The following is a 22,054-nucleotide window of genomic DNA, read 5'->3' on the forward strand; positions in this document are numbered from 1 at the left end:
GATCGCTATGAGGAACCTCACTCCACCACCACAAACCGTGTCGCGGCGAAGCAGTTCAATATCCGGTGTACCAGAAAAACCATCGTCAGCGTCACCACCAGCGCCACGGTCACTGAGGTGATGCGATACAGATCGCTGAACACTAAGTCGCTGTCCGGGTGCAGGTTCTGGCCGAACATAATGCCGATGGTGGTGATGCTGGCGAAGCCAACGCCTGCACCCACTTTTTCCATCACGTGCAGACGGGCGCTGAAGGCTAGTCCGAGGCCAATCAGCGGCATCATCAGCAACATATGGTTACTGAAATCATAAATAAGTAACTGCACCACCAGAATGTAGAGACAGGCTAGCACCACGCCCACGACGCGCCAGATAGAACTCAGGACCGCGCCGCGATAATGCATGGGAAACAGAATCAAAATCCCCGCCATCAGCGCCGACAGCGAATCACTCAGATCGCAGACCTGAAAGATGACAAAAATCATCGTCGCCACGCTCCCGGAAAGCAGCGATTCATGGCGAACGCGGGCGTCATCTTTCTCAATGCGCGGCGGCGGCTTGCGTGGTTCCACGTCAGGGATCAGATAGTGCAGCAGCGCGCTCAGCGCCACCGCCATCACGCAGGCTTCCATGTTGGAAAACATCAGCGTGTGCCAGTTCGTGGTGGAATAGCTCATAAAGTTGAGCATCGTGCTCTGGCAGACCACGCCCATTGACCCCAGCAAAAACAACGGCCCCTTGCTCATAAAGCGAAAGCGCATGACGTACAGACCAAACACCACCAGCGTCATGATCACCGGCCACTGCGAGAGATAGCCGACGATAAGCACCATTTCGACGCAGTTCACCGCCGCACTGAACACAAACTGTCGCGCCACGTGGCGGTTGAATACCGGCACCAACGACATCAGCATCAGTGGATAAACCACGAAGAAAACGCCGTACTGCACGTTGTAAAAGGTCGAAATACTCAGCGCGATCGTCCCGGCAACGGCTATCCGCAGGGTCTGGCGAAAGTCGTTCGCCGTATAGACGATATTGTCATGTGGCGTAAACACGCGCGCCAGCGTGTTAATAGACATAATGCAGCCAGCTAACCAGATGAATTTGCGCGCCGGCAAAGGTGCGGGCAAACGGCCCTTCACTGTTGTACAACTGCACCGTCGCGCGGGCACCGGTCGGCAACGGTTTATCCAGTGGCTCACTCAGCGTCACGTGAATACGCATCCGCTGCGCATCGCGCACCCAGCGCGTGGATTGCTCCGGCTGCGACAACTGACCGTTGACCGCTTCCTGTCCGGCGAGGATCCCGGCATCGCTGCTGGTAACGCGCGCACGGAACACTTTGCCCGGCATGGCATCAAATACCACTGCGGCATCGGTGTTCACGCGGGTATGACGCAGGCTTTTCTCGCGAAAATCGGCCACGATATCCGTCTGGTTGCTGACCAGCGCCAGCAGCGGCGTGGCGGCGGTGGCGTAAAGCCCGGCGTTAAGCTGGAGATTACTCACCGTCCCGTCCGTCTCTGCGTGCACTTTTGTCCATGCCAGATTCAACTGCGCCTCTTCCAGCGCATTACGATATTTTTGCAGCGTCACGTTATGGCTATCTTCACGCTCGCCACGCTGGATCAGCAGATTCTGGATGTTGGCATGCAGGGCGGTTACCGACTGTTCGCTGGTTTGCCAGGTCGTCCGCACCTTGTCGAGATCCGCCTGCGACACGTTCTGCATCGTGCTTAGCCGCTGATAGCGATCGAACGTCAGCTTGTCATTACGCGCAGTATATTCGGCAGTACGCAGACTGGCGCGGGCAGAGGCAATCTGCGCATCCAGTTGCTGATTGCTCAGTCTGGCCTGCGCAAAGGCGATTTGCGCGGCCTCGACTTTATTGATAAATGGTGTGGGATCCAGCTCATAAAGCAGATCGCCTTTTTTCACCTGGCTATTATTGCGCACATAGACGTGCGAGACGTATCCGGAAACGCGCGACGAAACCGGTGTAACGGTGCGCATCACCGTGGAGTCCGGCGTCAACGGGATCCAGATATCGGCAACGATAAACCAGGCGAATATGGCAAGGAAAGCGGCAATACTCACCCTTACCCAACGGGCAAATTTCTGTTCTGGGGTCATCATAGTTTTTTAGTGTTGATTATCTTCTTCGCGGATTGTCCGCAAATTGCAGGCGATTAAATTTAGGGTGGCGCTGAAGGAAGCGAGATCCGCTTCAGGTATGGAACGCGTGACGCGATATTGATAGGCCTCAATCACCCGGTTTAACTCTTCCAGCCGGGCACGGCCTTCCGCGGTCAGCATAAGCAGGCGGATACGTTTGTCATATGGCGATGTGGAACGCACCAGATAGCCCTGATTTTCCAGTTGCGTGAGAGTGCGCATCAGCGGCGGCAGTTCAATGCCCTGCACCTCCGCCAGTTCGCTGACCGAGACGTTATCGCCCAACTGATGCAGTTGCATCAGTACCGTCCAACTGGACTGGGTCAGGCCGGTATCGGTAATAGCCGCATCAATAATGGCACGCCATTGACGCACTACCATCGCCATACGCATCCCCATCGGGCGGCGGGCAAACAGCTCATCTTCAGTCATGTGTCTTTCCTCTCTTAGCGAAAGGGAAAATAATACTTATCAGGGTAAGTATCAAGAAACATACTGTCAGGAAGCATAAATTGATAAATTTTCTGAATGTAAAAAAGGCCGGACAGGGTCAACATCCAGCCTCTGACTCCCGAAATCGCGCTAGTCAATCTGATCCCGGCGTAATCCCAGGTCTTTGAGCCGTTCATCGCTCATCTGTTGCAGGATCCGTCGGGTTTGTACCTGCAAGCGCCATTTTTTAAACGCTCGCCAGATCAGGACAAAACCAATAAACGGCTGCTTCGCTCTGTTCTCATGAAATTCCATACTCCACCCCCTCGCCTACCAGAGCCTTTATTCTGGCGGTTTCAGGGCTGAACAATACAGATTCAAAAACAGCTTTTATTTAACATACAGATCCGCTAAAACAGTCTCTGCACCGCACATTTTCCGCCTGTCTGTACTGATTTTTGCATCTGTATGGCATCTTCGAGGGATACAGCATGACGCGTTACCAACATCTGGCCAACCTGCTGGCCGAGCGTATTGAACAAGGGCTGTATCGTCACGGAGAAAAACTGCCGTCGGTGCGCAGTCTGAGTCAGGAGCACGGGGTCAGCATTAGCACTGTGCAGCAGGCGTATCAGGTACTGGAATCGCTGCAACTCATCACGCCGCAGCCCCGCTCAGGTTACTTCGTCGCACCGCAGAAAGCGCAGCCACCGGTCCCGCCGATGTCGCGTCCGGTACAGCGTCCGGTTGAGATTACCCAATGGGAGCAGGTGCTGAACATGCTGGAAGGCCATCACGACCAATCGGTTATCCCGCTTAGCAGCGGTATTCCGGATGTCAGCCAACCCAGTCTGAAACCGCTCTGGCGCGAACTCAGTCGCGTAGCACAACACAATCTAAGTGCGATTCTGGGCTACGATGAACTGGCTGGCAGCCTCGCACTACGCCAACAAATCGCGAGGCTGATGCTTGATGGCGGTTCGGTTGTTAACGCTGATGATCTGGTGATCACCAGCGGCAGTCAAAGCGGCATGTCGCTGGCACTGCTGGCCGTCTGCCAGCCAGGAGACATTGTGGCCGTGGAATCCCCGGCTTATTACGGCACCATGCAATTGCTGCGCGGCTTAGGGATCAAAGTGATTGAAATCCCGACGGATCCGGATACCGGCATCAGTATTGAAGCGCTGGAGCTGGCGCTGGAACAATGGCCGATCAAAGGGGTAATTCTGGTGCCGAATTGCAACAATCCGCTGGGGTTTATCATGCCGGATGCCCGTAAACGGGCCGTACTGGCGCTAGCCCAACGCCACGACATTGTGATCTTTGAAGATGATGTGTATGGCGAGCTGGCGACAGAGTATCCCCGTCCCAGAACCATTCATTCCTGGGATATCGACGGTCGGGTTATCCTTTGCAGTTCATTCACCAAATCGGTCGCCCCCGGCCTGCGCGTTGGCTGGGTCGCACCGGGTCGTTATCATGACAAACTGCTGCACATGAAATACGCCGTCATTGGCACTAACGTTCCCGCCACACAGCTGGCCGCGACGGCGTTTGTCCGGGAGGGGCACTATCATCGCCACGTTCGGCGAATGCGCCAGATTTATCAGCGTAACAGGGAGATGTATACCTGCTGGGCGCGGGAATATTTTCCCTGTGGGATCTGCGTTACGCGGCCAAAAGGCGGTTTTATGCTGTGGGTTGAACTCCCGGAGCAGGTCGACATGGTTTGTGTCGCCAAACAACTCTGTCGCCTGAAAATTCAGGTCGCGCCGGGTTCATTGTTTTCCGCATCCGGAAAATACCGCAACTGCGTGCGCATAAACTGCGCGCTCCCGCCCAACGAAAAGCATCGGGATGTGATGCAGAAACTGGGTGAAGCGTTAAAGGTGGCGATGGAAGAAGTCGCGACGCCAGGGGTGCTGAGCGACTCCTGACAGCCCCATCCTGCCATACCGTCCTGTTAGCGCGCCAGTACCTTGTAGGTAAACTCAGTAAAGTAATCGTTGACGTTTTTCGAGGCGTTGGCGGCCAGTTCTTCATCGCCATGACAGATATTACGCAGCATCACAGCGTTCAGCTGTGATGCTTTCACCAGCTCATACTGATTGCTGGCACTAAGCTGAGCAAACCAGAAGCGGCTGGAAAGCCCCTGTAGTGGCGAAAGACACGGCTGCAGGTATTCATTCTCTGCTGCCAGGCCAATCAACGCATAGGCTTGCTTGAGCAATGCGCCGAACTGACGCATATGCGAAATATCGTTAATCGCCTCAAAGGCCTCCGCCAGTTGCAGCATTTCTTTCTTCTGCTGATGCGTACCACGCCGGGTTGCCAGACGCACGGCGAACTCCCCTACACAGCGGCGCAATTCCAGCACTTTGAGCTGTACCTCAACAGAAATGGCCGGGATAAAGACGCCTTTATACGGGTAAATCTCTACCAACCGGTCATTTGCCAGGCGCTGTAACGCTTCCCTCACCGGGCTACGACCAAACCCTGTCAGCTCCATGAGTTGCGCTTCGGACACCATCGAACCTGGCGCAAGATCCTGAAAAATAATCATGCTTTCAATGGCTTCATAGGCCTGGTTCATTTTATTGACGGGCGGATTCATGGGCATTCTCCCTGCTGAGTTGCGGGCATTATCCCCCTAACGCAACAAAAATGAAAATTAGAAATTCTCTGTTAATTAGACAGTTACGACAAAATTTGTGATCTCCATCGTAATTAACCCAACAGATGATGGATGTTTTTTTTGCAAAGTGCAAATCTAATAATCAACTAATATATCAGTTGTTGATTAAACGGTTAAGATATCGTCAACACAGGATGCTACTACGACGCCATACATTGCCATCGCGTGTTGCACACTTAAAAGGAGAAGGTCGTGAGTCTACATAACCAGGTCGCACTGGTGACCGGTGCGGGAAATATGAAAGGGATAGGTAAAGGCATCGCCTGCGCCCTTGCTGAGGCGGGTGCAGATATTGTCATCAACTACGTTATCAACCCACAAGAAGCCGAACAGGTTGCCAACATCATTCGCGGACTTGGCAGGCGCGCGCTGCTGGTTCAGGCCGATATTTCTCATCCAGAGCAGGTCCGCCAGATGTTTAAGGACGTCGACGCCCACTTCGGTCGTCTGGATATTTTGGTGAACAACGCCGGTGTTTGCGTATGGGAACCCTTCCTTGAGATCAGTAAGCCCGCCTTTGACCATGCGGTAAACATCAACATCAAAGGTACCTATGATTGTGCCCGCCACGCTGCACACATGATGGTAAAAAAAGGTATTCGTGGTCGCATCATCAATGTTGCTTCTGGACATGCTCGCCGCCCAATGGCGTTGATGGGCGTCTATGCTGCGACCAAAGCTGCAATTGATCAGATGAGTCAGTCAATGGCCTTCGAACTGGCACGCTATGGCATTACAGTAAACCAACTCTGGCCCGGGTTTGTTGATACGAATATCAACGATCCGAAGCCCGAACTGGCAACCGATGAAGGACGGAAGAAGTTGCTGGCAACAATTCCTATTGGCCAGCCCGCAACCATTGAAGAGTTGGGCGCCGCCGCAGTCTATCTGGCAGGGAACTACGGTGCCGTCGTAACGGGTGATTTTATTAAAATTGATGGCGGTCAGCATATCCGCTGCATTTAATCGGGAGAATAGAAATGGAAAACAAAAACACCATTCTGATTACCGGCGGTCAGGCTGAGCCCAACCTGTTATCCTCGCTGAAAAAATACTATTCCCAACAGGGATGGAGCGTTTATTTTAGTCAAGAAACTGAATATCACAAAATGGCCATGGCTATTGACGAGATTATTATCGGTGAGAAAAAACTGAATGCCTTTATATATATTTCCCCTCCACCACGCCAGGGTTCAATGTTGGACGATGACGATCATATCATTGCCGAAACGATGAATGACGATCTGGAAAGAGGATTATGGTGGGTACAAAATGCCTGCAAAAAAATGGTGCAACAAGGCGTACAAGGACGCGTTGTCACGCTGGCACATATTGCGGCACTGGTGCCCACCGAGTACTACTCTTATGGTGCCGCCAGTCAGTTGGCTCTAATGAATATCTGCCGTTCCGGCATTCAGGAACTGGTACCCTATGGCATTAAAATCAATACGATATTCCGTGGTTTTAGTGAAGAAGATCCGCAACAAAAAGCGTTTGTCGAGCAATTAAAGCAACTACATAAAGACGATGGCATTCCACTATTGGAATATGTGGACGGAGAAGAAATTGCCAAAACCAGTATGCTGTTAACCGACCCGAAAATTCACAGTTTTAACGGGGCAATGTTAACGCTCGATGGTGGTTTTTATGTCACCCGAAAAATACGCTATCTGGATCCTGTCAGGGAATGACAGGATAAAATAATTACAAAATAATCATTACGAAAAATTGTGCATTATTTCTACCGCTAACCTCATATTAGTGAAGGGTACCCCTATGAATACGCAATTCCGTCGTGTCATTCTGGTCATGCTGACGCTGGCGATGATCATCAATTATCTCGACCGTTCGGCATTAGCCTACGCTATGCCTTTTATTACTCAAGACTTTCATCTGACGCCTGAAGAAAAAGGTATTATTTTCGGTAGTTTCTCAATTGGTTATGCCTTATTTAATTTTATCGGCGGCGTACTGGCTGATAAATTTGGACCCAAGCGGGTGTTTACCTGGTCAATGTCCATCTGGTCGATTATTTGCGGCCTGACGGCAGGCTGTTTTAACTTCTGGACCATGTTTATTGCTCGCGCCTTTTTCGGTGCCGGGGAAGGTCCCATTTCTACCACGGCCAACAAAGTGGTGAATAACTGGTTTCCGCTGAATGAGCGTGCCCGGGCGGTAGGCATTAACCAGGCTGGCGGACCGTTGGGCGGGGCGATATCCGGTCCAATAGTCGGTTTTCTGTGCCTCACGTTCAACTGGCGTATTTCCTTTGTCATCATTGCCTTTATCGGCATTACCTGGGCCATTATCTGGGCGTTGATTGCCACCGACAGGCCCCGGGATAACAAACGGGTATCTGCTGATGAAGCCCAACTGATTGAAGGCGATGAGGACGTGCTCATTCCACACGTAGAGCCCGGTGCCCCAGCCCCTTCAATGTGGAGTGCGATCCTCCAGCCGTCTATTCTCGCCACCGCGCTGTCGCTGTTTTGCTTCAACTACGTGCTGTTTTTCTTCATGAACTGGTTCCCGACATTCCTCGTCGATACCACAGGGATCAGTCTGAAAGACATGAGTCTCGTCGGCGTGCTGCCGTGGGTTGCCGGGACGCTCGGCTACGTTTCCGGTGGCTTCATTATTGACTTCATCTACCGTAAAACCGGCAAACAGCTCTTCTCCCGCAAAGTGGTACTGGTGACCTGTTTCGGCATCTGCTCCGTCTGCGTGGGGCTTATCAGTCAGACGCAAACCGCGATGGGGGCTGTCGCGTTGATGACTATCGCCTTTGGCTTCATGCAAATTGCTGCCCCAGCCTACTGGACATTGATTCAGGACGCCGCGCCGAAGGAGTACGTCGGGAGCGCGGGCGGACTGATGCACGGTCTGGCCAATATCTCTGGCATCGTCGCGCCTACCGTGACCGGCTTTATTGTCGGCTCAGGCTCTTACGCCGCTGCTTTTATCCTCGCCGGTTGCCTCGGCGTACTGGGAGCGACCGTGGTGGCGCTGTTTGTGAAAAAAGCGGCCCAGCGTGATGGACATCAATCCCTCGCATAGCGTAAGAGGAAAACAACGTGAAAATTATCGATTTTGAATCCGGGCTTTACCGCGTCCCACTCACTGAGAACTGGGGTTCGTCAAACTACGCGTTCTCCAGTCTGGAATTTGTGGTGGTGTGGTTAAAAACTGATACCGGACATACCGGTACCGGCTGGACGTTCAGTACTGGCAACGGCGGCAGCGCGTTTAAAAACCTGATTGACCATTATCTTGTCGCTAAAGTGATGGGAGAAGATCCACTGAACGTCGAGCGCTTGTGGAGCCGTATGTGGCTGGAAAGCCACGATATCGGTTCGGCGGGCGTGACGACCCACGCAATCGCTGCCGTGGATATCGCGCTGTGGGATCTCATTGGCCAGCAGTTGAATCAGCCGCTATACCGACTGCTCGGCGGCTATCGGGATGCTTTACCGGGTTACGGCAGCGGCGTGAACCTGCATCTCTCACTTGATGCCCTGCTTGCACAGATGGAAGGTTTCCTCAGCGCAGGCTATCGCACGGTCAAAATGAAAATCGGCAGCGAGGATGTTGAGGACGATCTGGTTCGCCTGTTGGCGGTGCGCAACTTTGTGGGACCGTCGATAAACATCGCCGTAGATGCCAACAAGAAGTGGTCCTCGGGGGATGCCGCTCGTCGGATGGCGACACTGAAACAGGTCGGGCTGTACTGGCTGGAAGAGCCGCTGCTCAGCGACGATATCAACGGTCACCGCCTGCTGCGCCAGAAATGCCCGGTTCCGGTTGCCGTTGGTGAAAGCCTGTACACCAAATACCAGTTCGCTCATTGGATTAAACAGGAGGCATGTGACTACATCCAGCCGGATGTTTATCGGGTGGGGGGAATTACCGAGTTTATAAAAATTGCGAAATTAGCTGAAAGTCACAACATCCCCGTGATCCCGCATTTCGGTATGGAACTGATGGCGCATCTGGGCTGCGGCTTGCCCAATATCCAGCTCTTCGAAGGGCTAAAGGGGGCGAGTCTGAGCGAGATGGGAATAATTCATCAATCCTGTCAGGTCGTAAACGGCGCCATTCGTCCGGGCGAAGAACCAGGACATGGCATCACGTTCGATCGTCCCGCGCTGGCGCGCTATGCGATGAACGACGATCTGTTACGCCAGCAAAATGTCACTACACGGACGGATGTCTGACGATGAACGTAATTCAACAGCTATTCGCTCTACCGGTGCTGGAAACGCTCAGCCCGGGCATTACCCGGCGGAAAATGGATGAACTGGAAATTCTGGTGATTCAGACACCTTACTGCGACGCCGCCGTAGCCTTACAGGGGGCGCATCTGCTCGCCTGGAGACCGTTGCGGCAAACAAATTCTGTACTGTGGTTAAGTGATAACACGCCGTTTAAAGCCGGAGTCCCCCTTCGTGGCGGTGTGCCGGTTTGCTGGCCGTGGTTCACCGATCTCGGCGGTGAGCCGTTTCACGGTTTTGCCCGCATTCTGCCGTGGCAGTTAATGGCGCTCAACAGCGCCAGAACTTCCCTTTCTCTGACGTTGCGCCTTTGCGACACACCGCAAACGCGTCAGTGGTGGAACCACACGTTTCAACTGGAATTGACGCTGAATTTCACGGCAGAGATCTGCGAATTACGGCTAATCGCCCACGGTAATTACAGCACCACCGCGGCCCTGCACAGCTATCTCGCGACGTCAGATATTCGTGCTACGCGTATTCACGGAGTGGGAACGCAAGGCTACGACACCGTTGCCGGGAAACCGCGACAGAATCTGCCATCGCCGCTCTCCCTGAATGGCGAATTTGGCACGATCTGTTCCTATGCGGAACCGCAGACGGTACTCGTCACGCCGGACAGAACCCTGACGCTCACCCATGTCAATAACAGCAACGTGGTGGTGTGGAATCCCTGGCAGCAACGGGCTGCACAGACAAGCGACATACCGGATGACGGCTGGCAACACTTTGTCTGTCTGGAAACGGCGGCGATCGACCGCCCTCTTGTCAGCATGCCTCAGCATCCTGCGTCACTGGGTGTGCAGTTCGCGCTCTCTCATCATTAAGGACACTTTATGCGTATTACGAACATAGATAGCTTTCTGGTCCGTCTGCCTTATACGCCAACAATGACGCGCACCACCGATAAAGAAGGTCTCTTTAATGCCGCGCGATCGCTAAACCCCACCCTGGATGCGTTGCTGGTGAGGGTCGAAACCGATAGCGGACTTACCGGTTGGGGAGAAGCATTTGGTCACGCCTGTAACCCCGCCAGTATGGCGCTGTTAAGCGGATTACTCGCCCCATTCTATACAGGCGAAAAATGCGACGACATAGAGGCGTTGATGCAGAAAGCACACTATGCCTTTCACAGCTATGGTCGTGGCGGCGCAATGATGTATGCACTTTCCGCACTGGATATCGCCCTGTGGGATCTGCGTGGCAAAGCAGAGAATCTGCCGCTGTGGAAATTGCTCGGCGGCACGCGCTCCCAGGTTGAGTTGTATCCCAGCCTCGCCAGTTTCGACGGAAATGTCGCTAAACTCATGGATTGTATTAATCCCTTAATTGAAAAGGGTTATCGGCATATTAAACTGCACGAACGAGATCCGCAGTCTATTGTGGAGGTTGCCCAGGCGCTGCCGGATGAGGTCACTCTGATGGTAGACACCAACTGCGCATGGAACGCGCAGCAGGCCGAAGAGATTCTCCCCCAACTACATGCTGCAGGTGTCGACTTTGTTGAAGAACCGACATTCCCACCAGAAAACGTAAGCCAACTCCGTTACCTGCGTCAGGTGACGGGCGCACGCGTTGCCGCAGGAGAAAACTTTAACAACAGCGAAGAGTTTGCGTTGAGTATGGCGCTTAATGCAGTAGATGTATTACAGCCCAGTGTCGCCAAAATTGGCGGTATCACTGCCGTGCTGAACATTATCAAACACGCACGCAAGCATGAGAACGTTAGCCTACTGCCACACTGTTTTTATTATGGTCCCGGACTCCTTGCCAGCGCCCATCTGCTCAGCGTGTTGCCAAAACCCGTTCCACTGGAAGTACCATGGTTGATGTTTGAACAAACCCTGCATCCGTTTATGCATTTCCAACCTGTGATGGATCTGCCACATGCGCCGGGTCTGGGCTTTACCCCTGATATCGACGTACTAGAACGCCATCTGATTGCGAAAGGATAAAAGATGGACATTGTTATTTCTGACCGTCTGATTGCCAACACGCCGGTGCTCTGGTTTCGTCCAGCAGATGGTAGTGTCAGTCGCAGACCGCTCATTGTACTGTTTCATCGCTTTATGGCCTCCCGCGAGTTAGATGCCAATCTGGGTTATATGCTCGCGAAGGCAGGTTACAGCGTGGTTTGCCCACAGGCGGCGCTGCATGGGGTGAAGGATGATGCAACGCTTCGCGCCGCCTCTTTCTGGCAGATCCTGCAACATACATTGGATGAGCTTCCCGTATTAATCGCAGCATGTCAGCAGGATAATCTGGGCGATATTTCTCGACTCGGCTTGCTAGGTACTTCAATGGGCGGTTTTGCCGTTCTGGGGGCGATGGCACGTTATCCGGCTATTCAGGCCGGAGCCGCCTATATGGCAAGCGGTTATTTTACCGACGCCATCCTTGAAATTCATCCTCCTTCAGGCAACATGATTGCAGATTGCCTGCGCGGATTGGCCCCTTACGACGTCGCAGGAAAAGAAGCCATTCTGGCTCAGAGACCACTTTTTCTCTGGCACGGTGAGCAAGATACGATTGTCGACGTAAGGTATACCGAACGTCTCCGGGAGGCTATCAACAGTGATTCACTAGCCTGCGTCATCGATCCACAGGCAGGGCACAAAATCACGCAGTCATCAGTGGAAGAAGGCCTCCTGTTTTTCCGTCAATCCTTACCGATTTAACTCGATTAGCCCGGTATCACCGGGCTTTGTGCGCAATCAGTCGATCTCTTTATCCACATGCTGGACGATCAGATCGGCAACGCGCGCTGAGTTCTTCGCCGCCAGCGCGTCCATAATCGCTAAGTGCTCTTCATGCAGTACTTCAGTCTGCTCCGGCGTGAAACCATACTGGCGCCATGCCAGCACCCATAAATGGTGCAACTGCTCCTGCATGTTGATAAGGATCGGGTTGCCGCCCAACTGGGCCACCTTTTTCTCAAAACTCAGATCCAGCGCGCTGTCATCATCATCGCAATCCTGACGCGAGAATTTTTCCCGGTTGAGATCGATAAGCTCCCGCAGTTGGTTAATTCCCGACTTATTGGCACGCCAGGCATAGTCTTCAAAGATGGCTCGCTCGATCGACGTCCGCGCCACAATCAGATTACGCAAGAACTCTTTTGTCACCCCGCCTTCGATCAATCTTGAAAGACTGTGGGTATCGCTGAGCGACACCGCCGGCGGTTCCGTCAGAAAGGTTCCGCTGCCCACGCGCGTCTCAATACGTCCGGACGATTCGAGTACCTTCAGCGCCTGACGCACCGAGGTGCGGCTTACATTGAGCATCTCGGCAAGCTCGCGCTCGGATGGCAAGCGCTCACCGGGTTTGATCTGTTTGCTGTCGAGTAAATTAGTGATGTGTTGGATGATCGTCTGAAAAACGTCCGTGCGCTTAATGGGGATCATCGTGAATTTATTCTTATCCGGCATACCGTTACCTCTTCCCAACGACGTATCACACAGGCGATCGGTCGCGTTCTGTGTACAACATCGCACTCAATCACTGTATCGAAAAAATTGGATGGACCACTATATCATTATTGGTTGTTCAGTACCCTCCATTTCCTTCCCCAACGTTCAAAAAGGCGTAAAAACCCTCGTTTTGTGACCAATATTGCACTTTATTTAAAAATTGGTTGGACAACCAACCCAATTGGAGGATATTCGAAACCATAAAACCACAACCCGATTAAGGAATTCATGATGTACAGAAGCAATTTTAAGCCGGGATCGACCCGCTGGGCAGTACGTCGTGCGCAATGGCGCAGCATGGGGATCCGCGAAGAAGACATGCATAAACCGAAGATCGCGATCATCAATACCTCCAACAAGCTTTCCTGCTGTTATATCCATCTGGACGAACTTTGCCGGATCGTTGAACAAGCGATCCGTGACGCTGGGGGATTACCGTTTGAAGTGCGCACAGTTGCACCCAGTGACTTTGTGACCAGCGCCGGGAAAAAAGCACGGTATCTGATGCCGACCCGCGACCTGATGGTTAACGAAGTGGAATGCATGATGGAAGGCGCAGTGCTGGACGGCATGATCTGTCTCTCCTCCTGCGATAAAACCACGCCGGCACACCTGATGTCAGCCGCTCGACTGAATGTACCTTCCCTGCTGCTGACCTGCGGCTACCAGGTGGGCGGCAAGTGCTCAAACGAAAAATTCGACGATCAGTTCTTCGATATTGATGACGTTTACGAGCAGGTGGGTGCCCTGGCAACCGGAACAATCAGCGAGAAAGATCTGACCGATATGACCGATGTCGCGATCCAGTCACCGGGCGTTTGCGCCGGTTTGGGTACCGCCAACTCTATGCATATCGTGGCTGAAGCATTAGGCATGACGCTGCCTGGCAACTCGCCGATCTGGGCCAACGGCCGCAAAGTGAAAGAATACGCGCAGACAGCCGGGAAACGCATTGTTGAACTGACCCAACAGCAGGTTCTGCCGCGCGAGATCCTCACAGAAAAGGCTATCCAGAACGCGGTCATGACGGTGCTGGCCGTCGGTGGTTCAGTGAACACCGTTCGTCACCTCTCGGCAATCGCCACCGAAGCCGAACTGCCGATCGATGTCATCCGCCTGTATGAAAAATACGGGAAAAACATCAAGCTGCTGACCTCTGTTCGCCCTAACGGTCCATTCCGCACAGAAGATCTGGAAGCGGCAGGCGGCACGACGGCAGTGATGAACCAACTGCGCGATTTCCTCAATCTGGACGCACTTACCGTCACGCAAAAAACCGTTGGCGAGAACATTAAGGACGCAGTGGTGAAAAACCATGAGGTGATCCGCACCCTGGATAACCCGGTCAGCCAGCGCCCTGGCGTGGCAATCCTGCGCGGAAATCTTGCCCCGGATGGTGCCATCGTCAAACTTTCCGCCGTACCGGGTGAACTGGAACAGTTTACCGGCCCAGCCAATATCTACGAAGGCGAAGACGACGCCATTGAGGCATTGGGTGAAGGCAAGATCCAGAAAGGCGATGTCATTGTCCTGCGCAACATGGGGCCAGCGGGCGGCCCCGGCACAGTATTCGCCTGTAGTTTCGTGGCGGCGCTGAACGGTGCAGGGATCGCAGAATATGTCGCGGTAATCACCGATGGCGAACTTTCCGGTCTGAACCGCGGCATTATCGTCGGTCAATTGATGCCAGAAGCCGCTGCTGGCGGGCCACTGGCGGTGATCGAACAGGGTGAGACCGTACATATCAACTTCGTCGATCTCAGTATCAATATGGACGTGCCGCAGGAGGTGATCGACACCCGGCTGGCGCAGTGGCAACCCAAACCACTGCCTCTCGGCGGCGGCAGCGGCACTTACCTGTCGCAATATGCGCAACTGGTACAGCCGATTGCGCAGGGCGCGGTGCTGGGTAAACGCCGCATCCACGCGAAAAACGTCGATTAATCATTTCAGAATGTGGGTGAGCGTTCACCCACATCGCGAGGAGATACATCATGCAAATCTGGCACGAAGCCGCCAATGAACTCCCCGTCGCATACGACGTTGAAGTTCTGGTTGTGGGTGGTGGTCCAACCGGTGTTGCTGCAGCCACCGCTGCTGCGCGCGCCGGGGAAAAGACACTGCTGATCGAACGCTATGGTTTTTGCGGTGGTATGGCGACCGCAGGCATGTCAGGGGCAATTTGCGGGCTATTTACCTCGGGTAAAGGTCCTCATGAGCAGTTAGTGCACGGTTTTGCCGGTGAGTTTTACCAGCATCTGAAACATCGCGGCGCCGTCAGCGATCCCTTCCCGTTTGGCGAGACCTGTCTGGTGGTTCATGAACCACATACCTGGAAAGAGATTGCCGACGATCTGCTGGCTGACAGCGGCGCTAAGGTGTTGTTTCACACCCTTGCCACCGACGTGGTGATGGAAGGCAATCAGCTACGCGGAGTGATTATTGAGAATAAAAACGGCCGGCAGTTGATTACCGCGCGCCGTTTTATCGATGCCACCGGCGATGGCGACCTGTGCGTAAAAGCCGGGGTGCCTTATACCTGCGGACGTAATGGGATGGTGCAGTACCCCACAATGGTATTCCGCATGGGTAATGTCGATATCGCACGTGGCATCGGCCATCCGGTGGCTCAACTGGAAACGTGGGTGGAAGCCGCGCAGGCCAAGGGGTATCACCTGCCGCGCAAGCATATTTATCTGCTGCCCTCCCCACGTCCCGGTGAAGTGATGTGTAACGTCACCAGCATTTTACGCGACGACGGCAGACCGATTGACGCGACCTGCGCGGAAGATCTGACCTTTGCCGAGCAGCAAGGACGCAAGCAGGTACGTGAATATGAGCGTTTTCTGCGCGCATGGGTTCCGGGGTTCGAAAATGCCCAGCTCAACGATGTCGCGGCGCAAATCGGCATCCGCCAGAGCCGGACAATCGACGGTCAACGTTGCCTGTCTAATGACGATGTCTTTCAGGCGAAAAAAAGTCAGAGAGCCGTTGCCAGCAGCGCATGGTGCATTGAAGCACACGGGCAGGACGGCATCTTCATGTTCTATCTCGACAACGACTGGTATGACATTCCCTATGACACATTGCTGCCAGAGGACGTTCCTAACCTTATCACTGCGGGCAGGACGCTCTGTGCAGAACATGAAGCACTGGCTTCGGCAAGAGTGACCGCCCAGTGTTTTTTAACCGGATATGCCGCAGGCACAGCGGCATATCTGAGTCATCGGGATTGTTGCGCTTTCGATGAAATCGATGTTGCGGAATTACGCAGCATTATTGAATACCAAACTTATTAAGGGTGATACGCATGAAACCAGTTTTAGGCTTTATTGGTCTGGGCATTATGGGCAAACCAATGGTGCGCAACCTGTTGAAAGCAGGCTACACCGTCCATGCCTACAGCATTGTGCCGCAGGATGTGGAAGAGATTGCCCGCGATGGCGCCATCGGTCAGACCTCTGCCCGTGCCGTGGCGGAAGCGGCAGAAGTCACCATCACCATGGTGCCCAACACGCCACAGGTTGAAGATGTGCTGTTCGGGGAAAATGGCCTCGCGCCTGCGCTACGGGAAGGTAAAGTCATTATCGACATGAGTACCATCTCGTCCCTCGCCACCCGCAACTTTGCGGAGAAGATCAAAGCGCTGGGCGCGAATATGCTGGATGCCCCGGTGAGCGGCGGCGACAAAGGGGCGAAAGGAGGAGCGCTCTCCATCATGGTGGGCGGCGACACGCAGGTGTTTGAACAGTGCAAACCAATCCTGGATGTACTGGGCAGTCGCGTCACCCACGTGGGCGAACACGGTGCAGGTCAGGTAGTGAAATCCTGCAACCAGGTGCTGGCCGCCGCCACTATGGCCGCGCTGGGTGAAGCGCTGGTCATGGGTGCCAAGGCGGGCGTGAATCCGGCAAAAATTGTGGAAGTGCTCTCCGCAGGCTACGCACGCTGCGGCGCGCTGGATATCCGTGGGAACCTGATTCTGGAACGCAACTTCGCCCCCGGGTTCATGACCCGCTTACAGTACAAAGATCTCAATCTGGCGATGGAACTAAGTCAGGGGATTGACTCCCCGATGCCGATCGCCAGCCTGGTGCGTGAGTTGTACAAAACGTGCATGGCACAGGGTACAGGAAACGAAGACCATTCAAACATTATCAAAGTCTTTGAGCAGCTTTCCGGCATCGAAGTACAGGCAAGGAGCTAATGATGCGTTTCCCGGATTTTAAACAACGGCTCCACGAGGGGCCATTACACGGTTGCTTTGTCACCTTTCCTTCTGCCGCGATGACGGAATTTACTGCCGCAATGGGATTTGATTTTGTGCTTATCGATAACGAGCACGGCAATATGAATCCTGAGACAGTAGAAGATATGGTACGCGCCTCCCACAGCCAGCAGGTGCCCTGTCTGGTACGGGTTCCGTACAACCGCGCCGAATACACAAGAAAAGCGCTGGATTTCGGTGCTGACGGGGTACAGGTCCCACTGGTCAATACCGCAGAAGATGCCCGCCTCGCCAGTCGGCCAACGCTGTTTCCACCACAGGGCGATCGCGGAGTCGCCTTCCTGCCACGCTCGGCGAATTACGGGATGTGTGCGGATAAAGCGCGTTATCTGACAGAAGCCAACGCGGCGCGGGTGCTGTCTGTACATATTGAAACCGTGGAGGCGGTAGAGAACCTGGATGACATTCTGGCTGCGGGACTGGCTGACGTTTATTTCATCGGCCCGGGAGATTTAGCCGTATCAATGGGTTACGGACATGATTTGAACCATCGTGATGTACTGGACACCATTGAGCGCTGTATCCGCAAAATCGCTGCCAGTGGCAACATCGCCGGAACCTATGTTGGTACACCGGAACGCGCGGCAGAAGCCATAAGCTGGGGCGCCAACTACCTGGTGACGGCTATCACCCCGCATATGGTAAACGGCGCGAAACACTACTTACAAATCAAAAATAACTAATTTGCCTTTACTACCCTACAACATCGTCTGACTCAGAAAGTCAGAACTGGAGAGTGCAGTATGAGCACTAAAAATAATAAAACGCATGCCCGCTATTACATCCTGTTTATGATAACCCTGGTGTTAACGCTGGCCACTGGCGATCGCGCCACGCTATCCGTTGCGGGGCCAGAGATGCAAAAAGAGTTGGGTATTTCCGCCGTGGAAATAGGCTATCTCTTTTCCGCGTTCAGTTGGGCGTACGTCATCAGTATGACGCCAGCCGGTTGGGTGGCCGATAAGATTGGCTCAAAACGCGCCATGTTCCTGGGTATTTTGCTGTGGTCGGTTATGACCGTCCTGATGGGACTGGTCAGCTATATCACGTTTGTTGTCCCTGCCCTGCTAATCCTGCGTTTCCTGCTGGGTGTATGCGAGTCCCCGGTGGGTCCTTCTGCCGGACGTATCATCGCCGCCTGGTTTCCTTCTCAGGAACGCGGCGTGGCCGGTGCCATCTTTAACAGCGCGCAATACGCATCCCTCGCCATTTTCACGCCGCTGATGGCCTGGTTATGCCATGCCTTCGGCTGGGATCACGTGTTTATCGTGATGGGGGTCATTGGCATCGTGATTGCCTTCTGCTGGTCAAAGTTCTTCCACGTCCCCACTAAGCATCCCGGGATCAACAGTGAAGAAATGGAATATCTGAAAGAAGGTGGCGCGCTGGTTGAACTGGATACCGTTACCAGCGTGAAAGATGAACGTAAACGTGCCGGATTGCAGGAGATCGCGCAACTGTTTAAAAGCAGGATGCTGATCGGCATTTTCATTGGTCAGTACTGTATTTCCGCGATCACCTGGTTCTTTATGACCTGGTTTCCGATTTATCTGGTGAAAGAGCGCGGCATGTCGATCTTACAGGCCGGATTTATGGCCTCGGTGCCCGCGATTTGCGGTCTGGTGGGCGGCATACTGAGCGGTTTTTTCTCAGACTGGCTGTTGCGTAAAACCAACAATCTGAGCCTGGCACGTAAAGTGCCCATCACCATCGGTCTGACCATGAGCGCCAGCATGATTCTTTGTAACTATGTCGGTTCAGAAGCGATGGTCATGTTCCTGATGAGCGCCGCATTCTTCGGCAAAGGTTTCGGTTCACTGGGCTGGGCGGTCGTTGCAGATACCGCACCGAAAGAGATCATCGGTACCACCGGCGGCCTGTTCAATTCCCTGGGCAACATTGCGGGCATCATTACCCCGGTTGTCATTGGCTACATCCTGCAAGAAACCAATTCGTTCGCCAATGCGCTGGTTTTTGTCGGCACCCACGGCATCATCGCCGTCTGCAGTTACTGGTTTATTGTCGGCAAAATTGAACGTCTGAAAATAGCTCCCCGTGAAAATACTACCGCCATACAGGAGAACAACGCATGAAAATCTTATTTCGCTGGCATGGGCCAGAAGACCCTATCTCACTGGACTACATTCGACAGATACCTGGAATGTATGGCATCGTTTCTTCGCTCTACAAATTACCGTTGGGTCAGCGTTGGTCCGATGAAAAAATACAGGAAATTAAGCAAGCCGCAGCGGCCAGACAGCTGCATTTTGAGGTCGTGGACAGCTTCCGTATTCATGAAGATATAAAACTGGGCAAACCCACCCGCGATCGCCTGATTGATGAATATTGTAAGAACCTGCAGGTTCTGGCCAGAAACGGCATCAAAGTGATTTGCTATAACTTTATGCCGGTCTTTGACTGGACGCGCACGAATATGGCTTATCCCCTGCCCGATGGTTCCAATACCTTATCCTACGATCAGGCCACCATTGATGCCGTTGATCCCCGCCAAGGTATCGATCTGCCCGGCTGGGGAGCGAAATATCCCCCCGAGCAGTTGCAGCAATTACTCGCCGAATACCAACATTGCGATGAAGAGCAGTTGTGGCGAAACCTTGAGTATTTCCTGCATAAAGTGATCCCGGTGGCGAAAGCGCTCGGGCTTAAGCTGGCGCTGCATGCAGACGATCCGCCGCGCCCTCTGTTTGGTCTGCCGCGCATTCTGAAAAATGTCGACGATCACCGCCGCCTGCTGGAGATCATTGATGACCCCGCCAACGGCTTAACGCTGTGTACCGGATCCTTAGGCAGCGATCTGCGTAACGATGTCCCGGCAATGGTCGCAGAATTTACCCAACGTGAACGGGTGCATTTCGTGCACTTCCGTAATGTTCAGGTCAGCGAAAACGGCGATTTCTATGAATCTGCCCATCCCAGCGCCTGCGGCTCGCTGGATATGGCCGCCATTATGGCCGCCCTGCACGACGCACGTTACAGCGGCTATATCCGCCCCGATCATGGGCGCATGATTTGGGGGGAAACAGGTGTTCCTGGCTATGGCCTTTTCGACCGCGCACTGGGAATTACCTACATGCAGGGATTGTGGGAAGGGCTGGATAAAGCGCGAACCGACCATCCGAATCATTGATTACAGGAAGCAATGCTATGACTAAATCACCCGTCATTCGCCTTGACGATAAAGACAATGTCGTCGTCGCCCGTATCGCCATCGCTGCCGGTACCGCTATCGTCGATGAAAAGATTGTCACGCTACAGGATGTGCCGCTGGGCCATAAAGTGGCCACCAGACTGATTAAAAAGGATGAACCTATCCTCAAATACAATACGGTCATTGGTTTTGCCCCGGAAGATCTGCCAGCTGGCACCTGGTTGCATAGCCACAATATTGTATTTGAAGATTTCCAACGTGATTACGCCTTCAGCCGCGATTATCACCCTGTGAAAACCGTGCCGCCGGAGCAGCGACGCACTTTCAACGGCTATATCCGTGAAGATGGTCGGGTAGGAACCCGCAATATTCTCGGCGTGTTTGTCGTCGGAAACTGTGGCGCAACGGTGGCGCGAAAAATTGCTGCGCACTTTACACCCGAGCGTCTGCAGGCATGGCCGAACGTGGACAACGTTATCCCCTACGTCCACGAACTCGGCTGCGGTATGGAAATGACCGGCGAACCGATGGATCTGCTGCGCCGTACGCTGGCTGGGTACATCAACAACCCGAATACCGCCGGTGCGCTGGTCGTCGCGTTAGGCTGCGAGCGTAATAATATTCACGGATTTTTTGAGCAGATGGGACTCGAAGAAAACCCGATGCTGCGCAAACTGGTAATTCAGGATACGGGCGGTACGCGAAAAACCATTGACGAAGGTATCGCCATTGTCGAGTCCATGTTACCCCATGCGAATACGGTAAAACGTCAACCTGTCTCCGTAGAGCACCTGACTGTAGGGCTTCAGTGCGGGGGTTCCGACGGATTCTCCGGTCTCTCGGCGAACCCAGCATTGGGCGTCGCGATGGACCTGCTGGTGGAACAAGGTGGAACCGCGATCCTCTCCGAAACTACCGAAATCTTCGGCGTTGAGCACACCCTCACGGCACGCGCAGTGACGCCGGAAGTCGGGCAAAAGCTCGTCGATTGCATCAACTGGTGGCTGGAGTACAACAAAGGGCGCGATTGCCAGATTAATGGTCGGGTGAGTCCGGGCAACAATGCCGGTGGACTGGCAAACGTGCTGGAAAAATCGCTGGGTGGGGCGAAAAAAGGCGGAAACTCTCCGCTGATGGAAGTCTACCGCTATGCATATCCCGTCACGCAAAAAGGGCTGGTATTTATGGATACCCCCGGTTATGACCCGGTTTCCGCCACGGGCCAGGTCGCAGGCGGCGCCAATATGATTGCATTTACCACCGGGCGTGGCTCTTGCTTCGGCTCAATGCCGGCACCCACCGTGAAGCTCGCCAGCAACACGCCGATGTATCAGCGCATGGAAGAGGATATGGATCTCAACTGCGGCGTCGTCATTGACGGAGACGCCACTCTGCGTCAGATGGGAGAAGCGATTTTTGAGAAGATTATCGCGGTGGCTTCCGGAGAACAGAGTAAAAGCGAAGCGCTGGGATTAGGGGAAAACGAGTTTGTTCCCTGGCCGATTGGCGTGTTGGCTTAATACATCGGGCGGTATGTCCTGACATGCCGCC

21 protein-coding genes are annotated in these 22,054 nt (G+C 53.7%); 15 read left to right on the plus strand and 6 right to left on the minus strand.

All coding sequences use genetic code 11. The annotated features are described in order from the left end of the window. Positions 1-17: 17 nt before the first annotated feature. The 4 genes from QQZ17_RS01980 to QQZ17_RS01995 all read right to left on the minus strand — a co-directional run bounded on the left by QQZ17_RS01980 (position 18) and on the right by QQZ17_RS01995 (position 2,925). A complete protein-coding gene (locus QQZ17_RS01980; protein ID WP_152402022.1) occupies positions 18-1,082 on the minus strand; it encodes a DUF2955 domain-containing protein in 1,065 nt (354 codons plus the stop codon). Then, the gene (locus QQZ17_RS01985) at positions 1,072-2,139 is read right to left on the minus strand and encodes an HlyD family secretion protein (RefSeq protein ID WP_152402020.1); all 1,068 of its coding nucleotides are present in this window, start codon (positions 2,137-2,139) and stop codon (positions 1,072-1,074) included. Before QQZ17_RS01985 ends, QQZ17_RS01980 begins: the two co-directional genes overlap by 11 nt. Before the next feature lie 6 nt (positions 2,140-2,145). After that, positions 2,146-2,610 (minus strand): MarR family transcriptional regulator, encoded by a 465-nt coding sequence (locus QQZ17_RS01990; protein ID WP_152402018.1) that lies wholly within the window; start codon positions 2,608-2,610, stop codon positions 2,146-2,148. A gap of 150 nt (positions 2,611-2,760) precedes the next feature. Continuing rightward, positions 2,761-2,925 carry a DUF1127 domain-containing protein gene (locus tag QQZ17_RS01995; protein WP_152402016.1) on the minus strand — a complete coding sequence of 55 codons (165 nt, stop codon included), beginning with the start codon at positions 2,923-2,925 and terminating at the stop codon, positions 2,761-2,763. A 176-nt stretch (positions 2,926-3,101) separates the two neighbouring features. Between QQZ17_RS01995 and QQZ17_RS02000 the strand changes: the two genes are divergently transcribed. Next, entirely contained in the window at positions 3,102-4,547 is a 1,446-nt protein-coding gene (locus tag QQZ17_RS02000; RefSeq protein ID WP_152402014.1) for an aminotransferase-like domain-containing protein, read from the plus strand. Positions 4,548-4,573: 26 nt separating this feature from the next. Here the strand turns inward: QQZ17_RS02000 and QQZ17_RS02005 are convergent, their stop codons facing one another. Beyond that, positions 4,574-5,224, minus strand: coding sequence for a GntR family transcriptional regulator (locus QQZ17_RS02005; protein WP_152402012.1), 651 nt, complete (start codon positions 5,222-5,224; stop codon positions 4,574-4,576). A gap of 273 nt (positions 5,225-5,497) precedes the next feature. On the opposite strand from QQZ17_RS02005, the gene QQZ17_RS02010 reads away from it, so the two are divergent. The 7 genes from QQZ17_RS02010 to QQZ17_RS02040 all read left to right on the plus strand — a co-directional run bounded on the left by QQZ17_RS02010 (position 5,498) and on the right by QQZ17_RS02040 (position 12,254). Beyond that, positions 5,498-6,271 (plus strand): SDR family NAD(P)-dependent oxidoreductase, encoded by a 774-nt coding sequence (locus QQZ17_RS02010; protein WP_152402010.1) that lies wholly within the window; start codon positions 5,498-5,500, stop codon positions 6,269-6,271. Positions 6,272-6,285: 14 nt separating this feature from the next. Beyond that, positions 6,286-6,996 (plus strand): SDR family oxidoreductase, encoded by a 711-nt coding sequence (locus QQZ17_RS02015; protein WP_152402008.1) that lies wholly within the window; start codon positions 6,286-6,288, stop codon positions 6,994-6,996. Between the two features lie 85 nt (positions 6,997-7,081). Continuing rightward, the gene (locus QQZ17_RS02020; protein ID WP_152402006.1) at positions 7,082-8,362 is read left to right on the plus strand and encodes an MFS transporter; all 1,281 of its coding nucleotides are present in this window, start codon (positions 7,082-7,084) and stop codon (positions 8,360-8,362) included. A 17-nt stretch (positions 8,363-8,379) separates the two neighbouring features. Continuing rightward, a complete protein-coding gene (locus QQZ17_RS02025; protein WP_152402004.1) occupies positions 8,380-9,519 on the plus strand; it encodes a mandelate racemase/muconate lactonizing enzyme family protein in 1,140 nt (379 codons plus the stop codon). 2 nt (positions 9,520-9,521) lie between these two features. Continuing rightward, positions 9,522-10,403: a D-hexose-6-phosphate mutarotase gene (locus QQZ17_RS02030; RefSeq protein ID WP_152402002.1), complete on the plus strand. Its 882-nt coding sequence runs from the start codon at positions 9,522-9,524 to the stop codon at positions 10,401-10,403. Positions 10,404-10,412: 9 nt separating this feature from the next. Next, a complete protein-coding gene (locus QQZ17_RS02035; RefSeq protein ID WP_152402000.1) occupies positions 10,413-11,531 on the plus strand; it encodes a mandelate racemase/muconate lactonizing enzyme family protein in 1,119 nt (372 codons plus the stop codon). 3 nt (positions 11,532-11,534) lie between these two features. Continuing rightward, a complete protein-coding gene (locus QQZ17_RS02040; protein WP_152401998.1) occupies positions 11,535-12,254 on the plus strand; it encodes a serine aminopeptidase domain-containing protein in 720 nt (239 codons plus the stop codon). 36 nt (positions 12,255-12,290) lie between these two features. On the opposite strand, the gene QQZ17_RS02045 is transcribed toward QQZ17_RS02040, so the two are convergent. After that, positions 12,291-13,004 carry a FadR/GntR family transcriptional regulator gene (locus QQZ17_RS02045; RefSeq protein ID WP_152401996.1) on the minus strand — a complete coding sequence of 238 codons (714 nt, stop codon included), beginning with the start codon at positions 13,002-13,004 and terminating at the stop codon, positions 12,291-12,293. A 270-nt stretch (positions 13,005-13,274) separates the two neighbouring features. Here QQZ17_RS02045 and ilvD point away from each other — a divergent pair, with 270 nt between their 5' ends. The 7 genes from ilvD to QQZ17_RS02080 are packed head-to-tail and all read left to right on the plus strand — an operon-like array spanning position 13,275 to position 22,023. Further along, positions 13,275-14,990 (plus strand): dihydroxy-acid dehydratase, encoded by a 1,716-nt coding sequence (gene ilvD, locus QQZ17_RS02050; RefSeq protein WP_235922359.1) that lies wholly within the window; start codon positions 13,275-13,277, stop codon positions 14,988-14,990. 50 nt (positions 14,991-15,040) lie between these two features. Continuing rightward, positions 15,041-16,345: an FAD-dependent oxidoreductase gene (locus QQZ17_RS02055; RefSeq protein ID WP_152401994.1), complete on the plus strand. Its 1,305-nt coding sequence runs from the start codon at positions 15,041-15,043 to the stop codon at positions 16,343-16,345. 11 nt (positions 16,346-16,356) lie between these two features. Beyond that, positions 16,357-17,253 carry an NAD(P)-dependent oxidoreductase gene (locus tag QQZ17_RS02060; protein ID WP_152401991.1) on the plus strand — a complete coding sequence of 299 codons (897 nt, stop codon included), beginning with the start codon at positions 16,357-16,359 and terminating at the stop codon, positions 17,251-17,253. Then, positions 17,253-18,017 carry an HpcH/HpaI aldolase family protein gene (locus QQZ17_RS02065; RefSeq protein ID WP_235922360.1) on the plus strand — a complete coding sequence of 255 codons (765 nt, stop codon included), beginning with the start codon at positions 17,253-17,255 and terminating at the stop codon, positions 18,015-18,017. The genes QQZ17_RS02060 and QQZ17_RS02065 overlap by 1 nt, the downstream gene beginning before the upstream one ends. 60 nt (positions 18,018-18,077) lie before the next feature. After that, positions 18,078-19,427, plus strand: a complete 1,350-nt coding sequence (locus tag QQZ17_RS02070; protein ID WP_152401988.1) for an MFS transporter — start codon at positions 18,078-18,080, stop codon at positions 19,425-19,427. Next, complete coding sequence (locus tag QQZ17_RS02075; protein WP_152401986.1) at positions 19,424-20,482, plus strand: mannonate dehydratase; 1,059 nt, start codon at positions 19,424-19,426, stop codon at positions 20,480-20,482. Before QQZ17_RS02070 ends, QQZ17_RS02075 begins: the two co-directional genes overlap by 4 nt. A gap of 17 nt (positions 20,483-20,499) precedes the next feature. Further along, a complete protein-coding gene (locus tag QQZ17_RS02080; protein ID WP_152401984.1) occupies positions 20,500-22,023 on the plus strand; it encodes a UxaA family hydrolase in 1,524 nt (507 codons plus the stop codon). The last annotated feature ends 31 nt before the right edge of the window (positions 22,024-22,054 follow it).

Source organism: Citrobacter sp. T1.2D-1, assembly GCF_950098555.1.
GTDB lineage: Bacteria > Pseudomonadota > Gammaproteobacteria > Enterobacterales > Enterobacteriaceae > Citrobacter_A > Citrobacter_A telavivensis.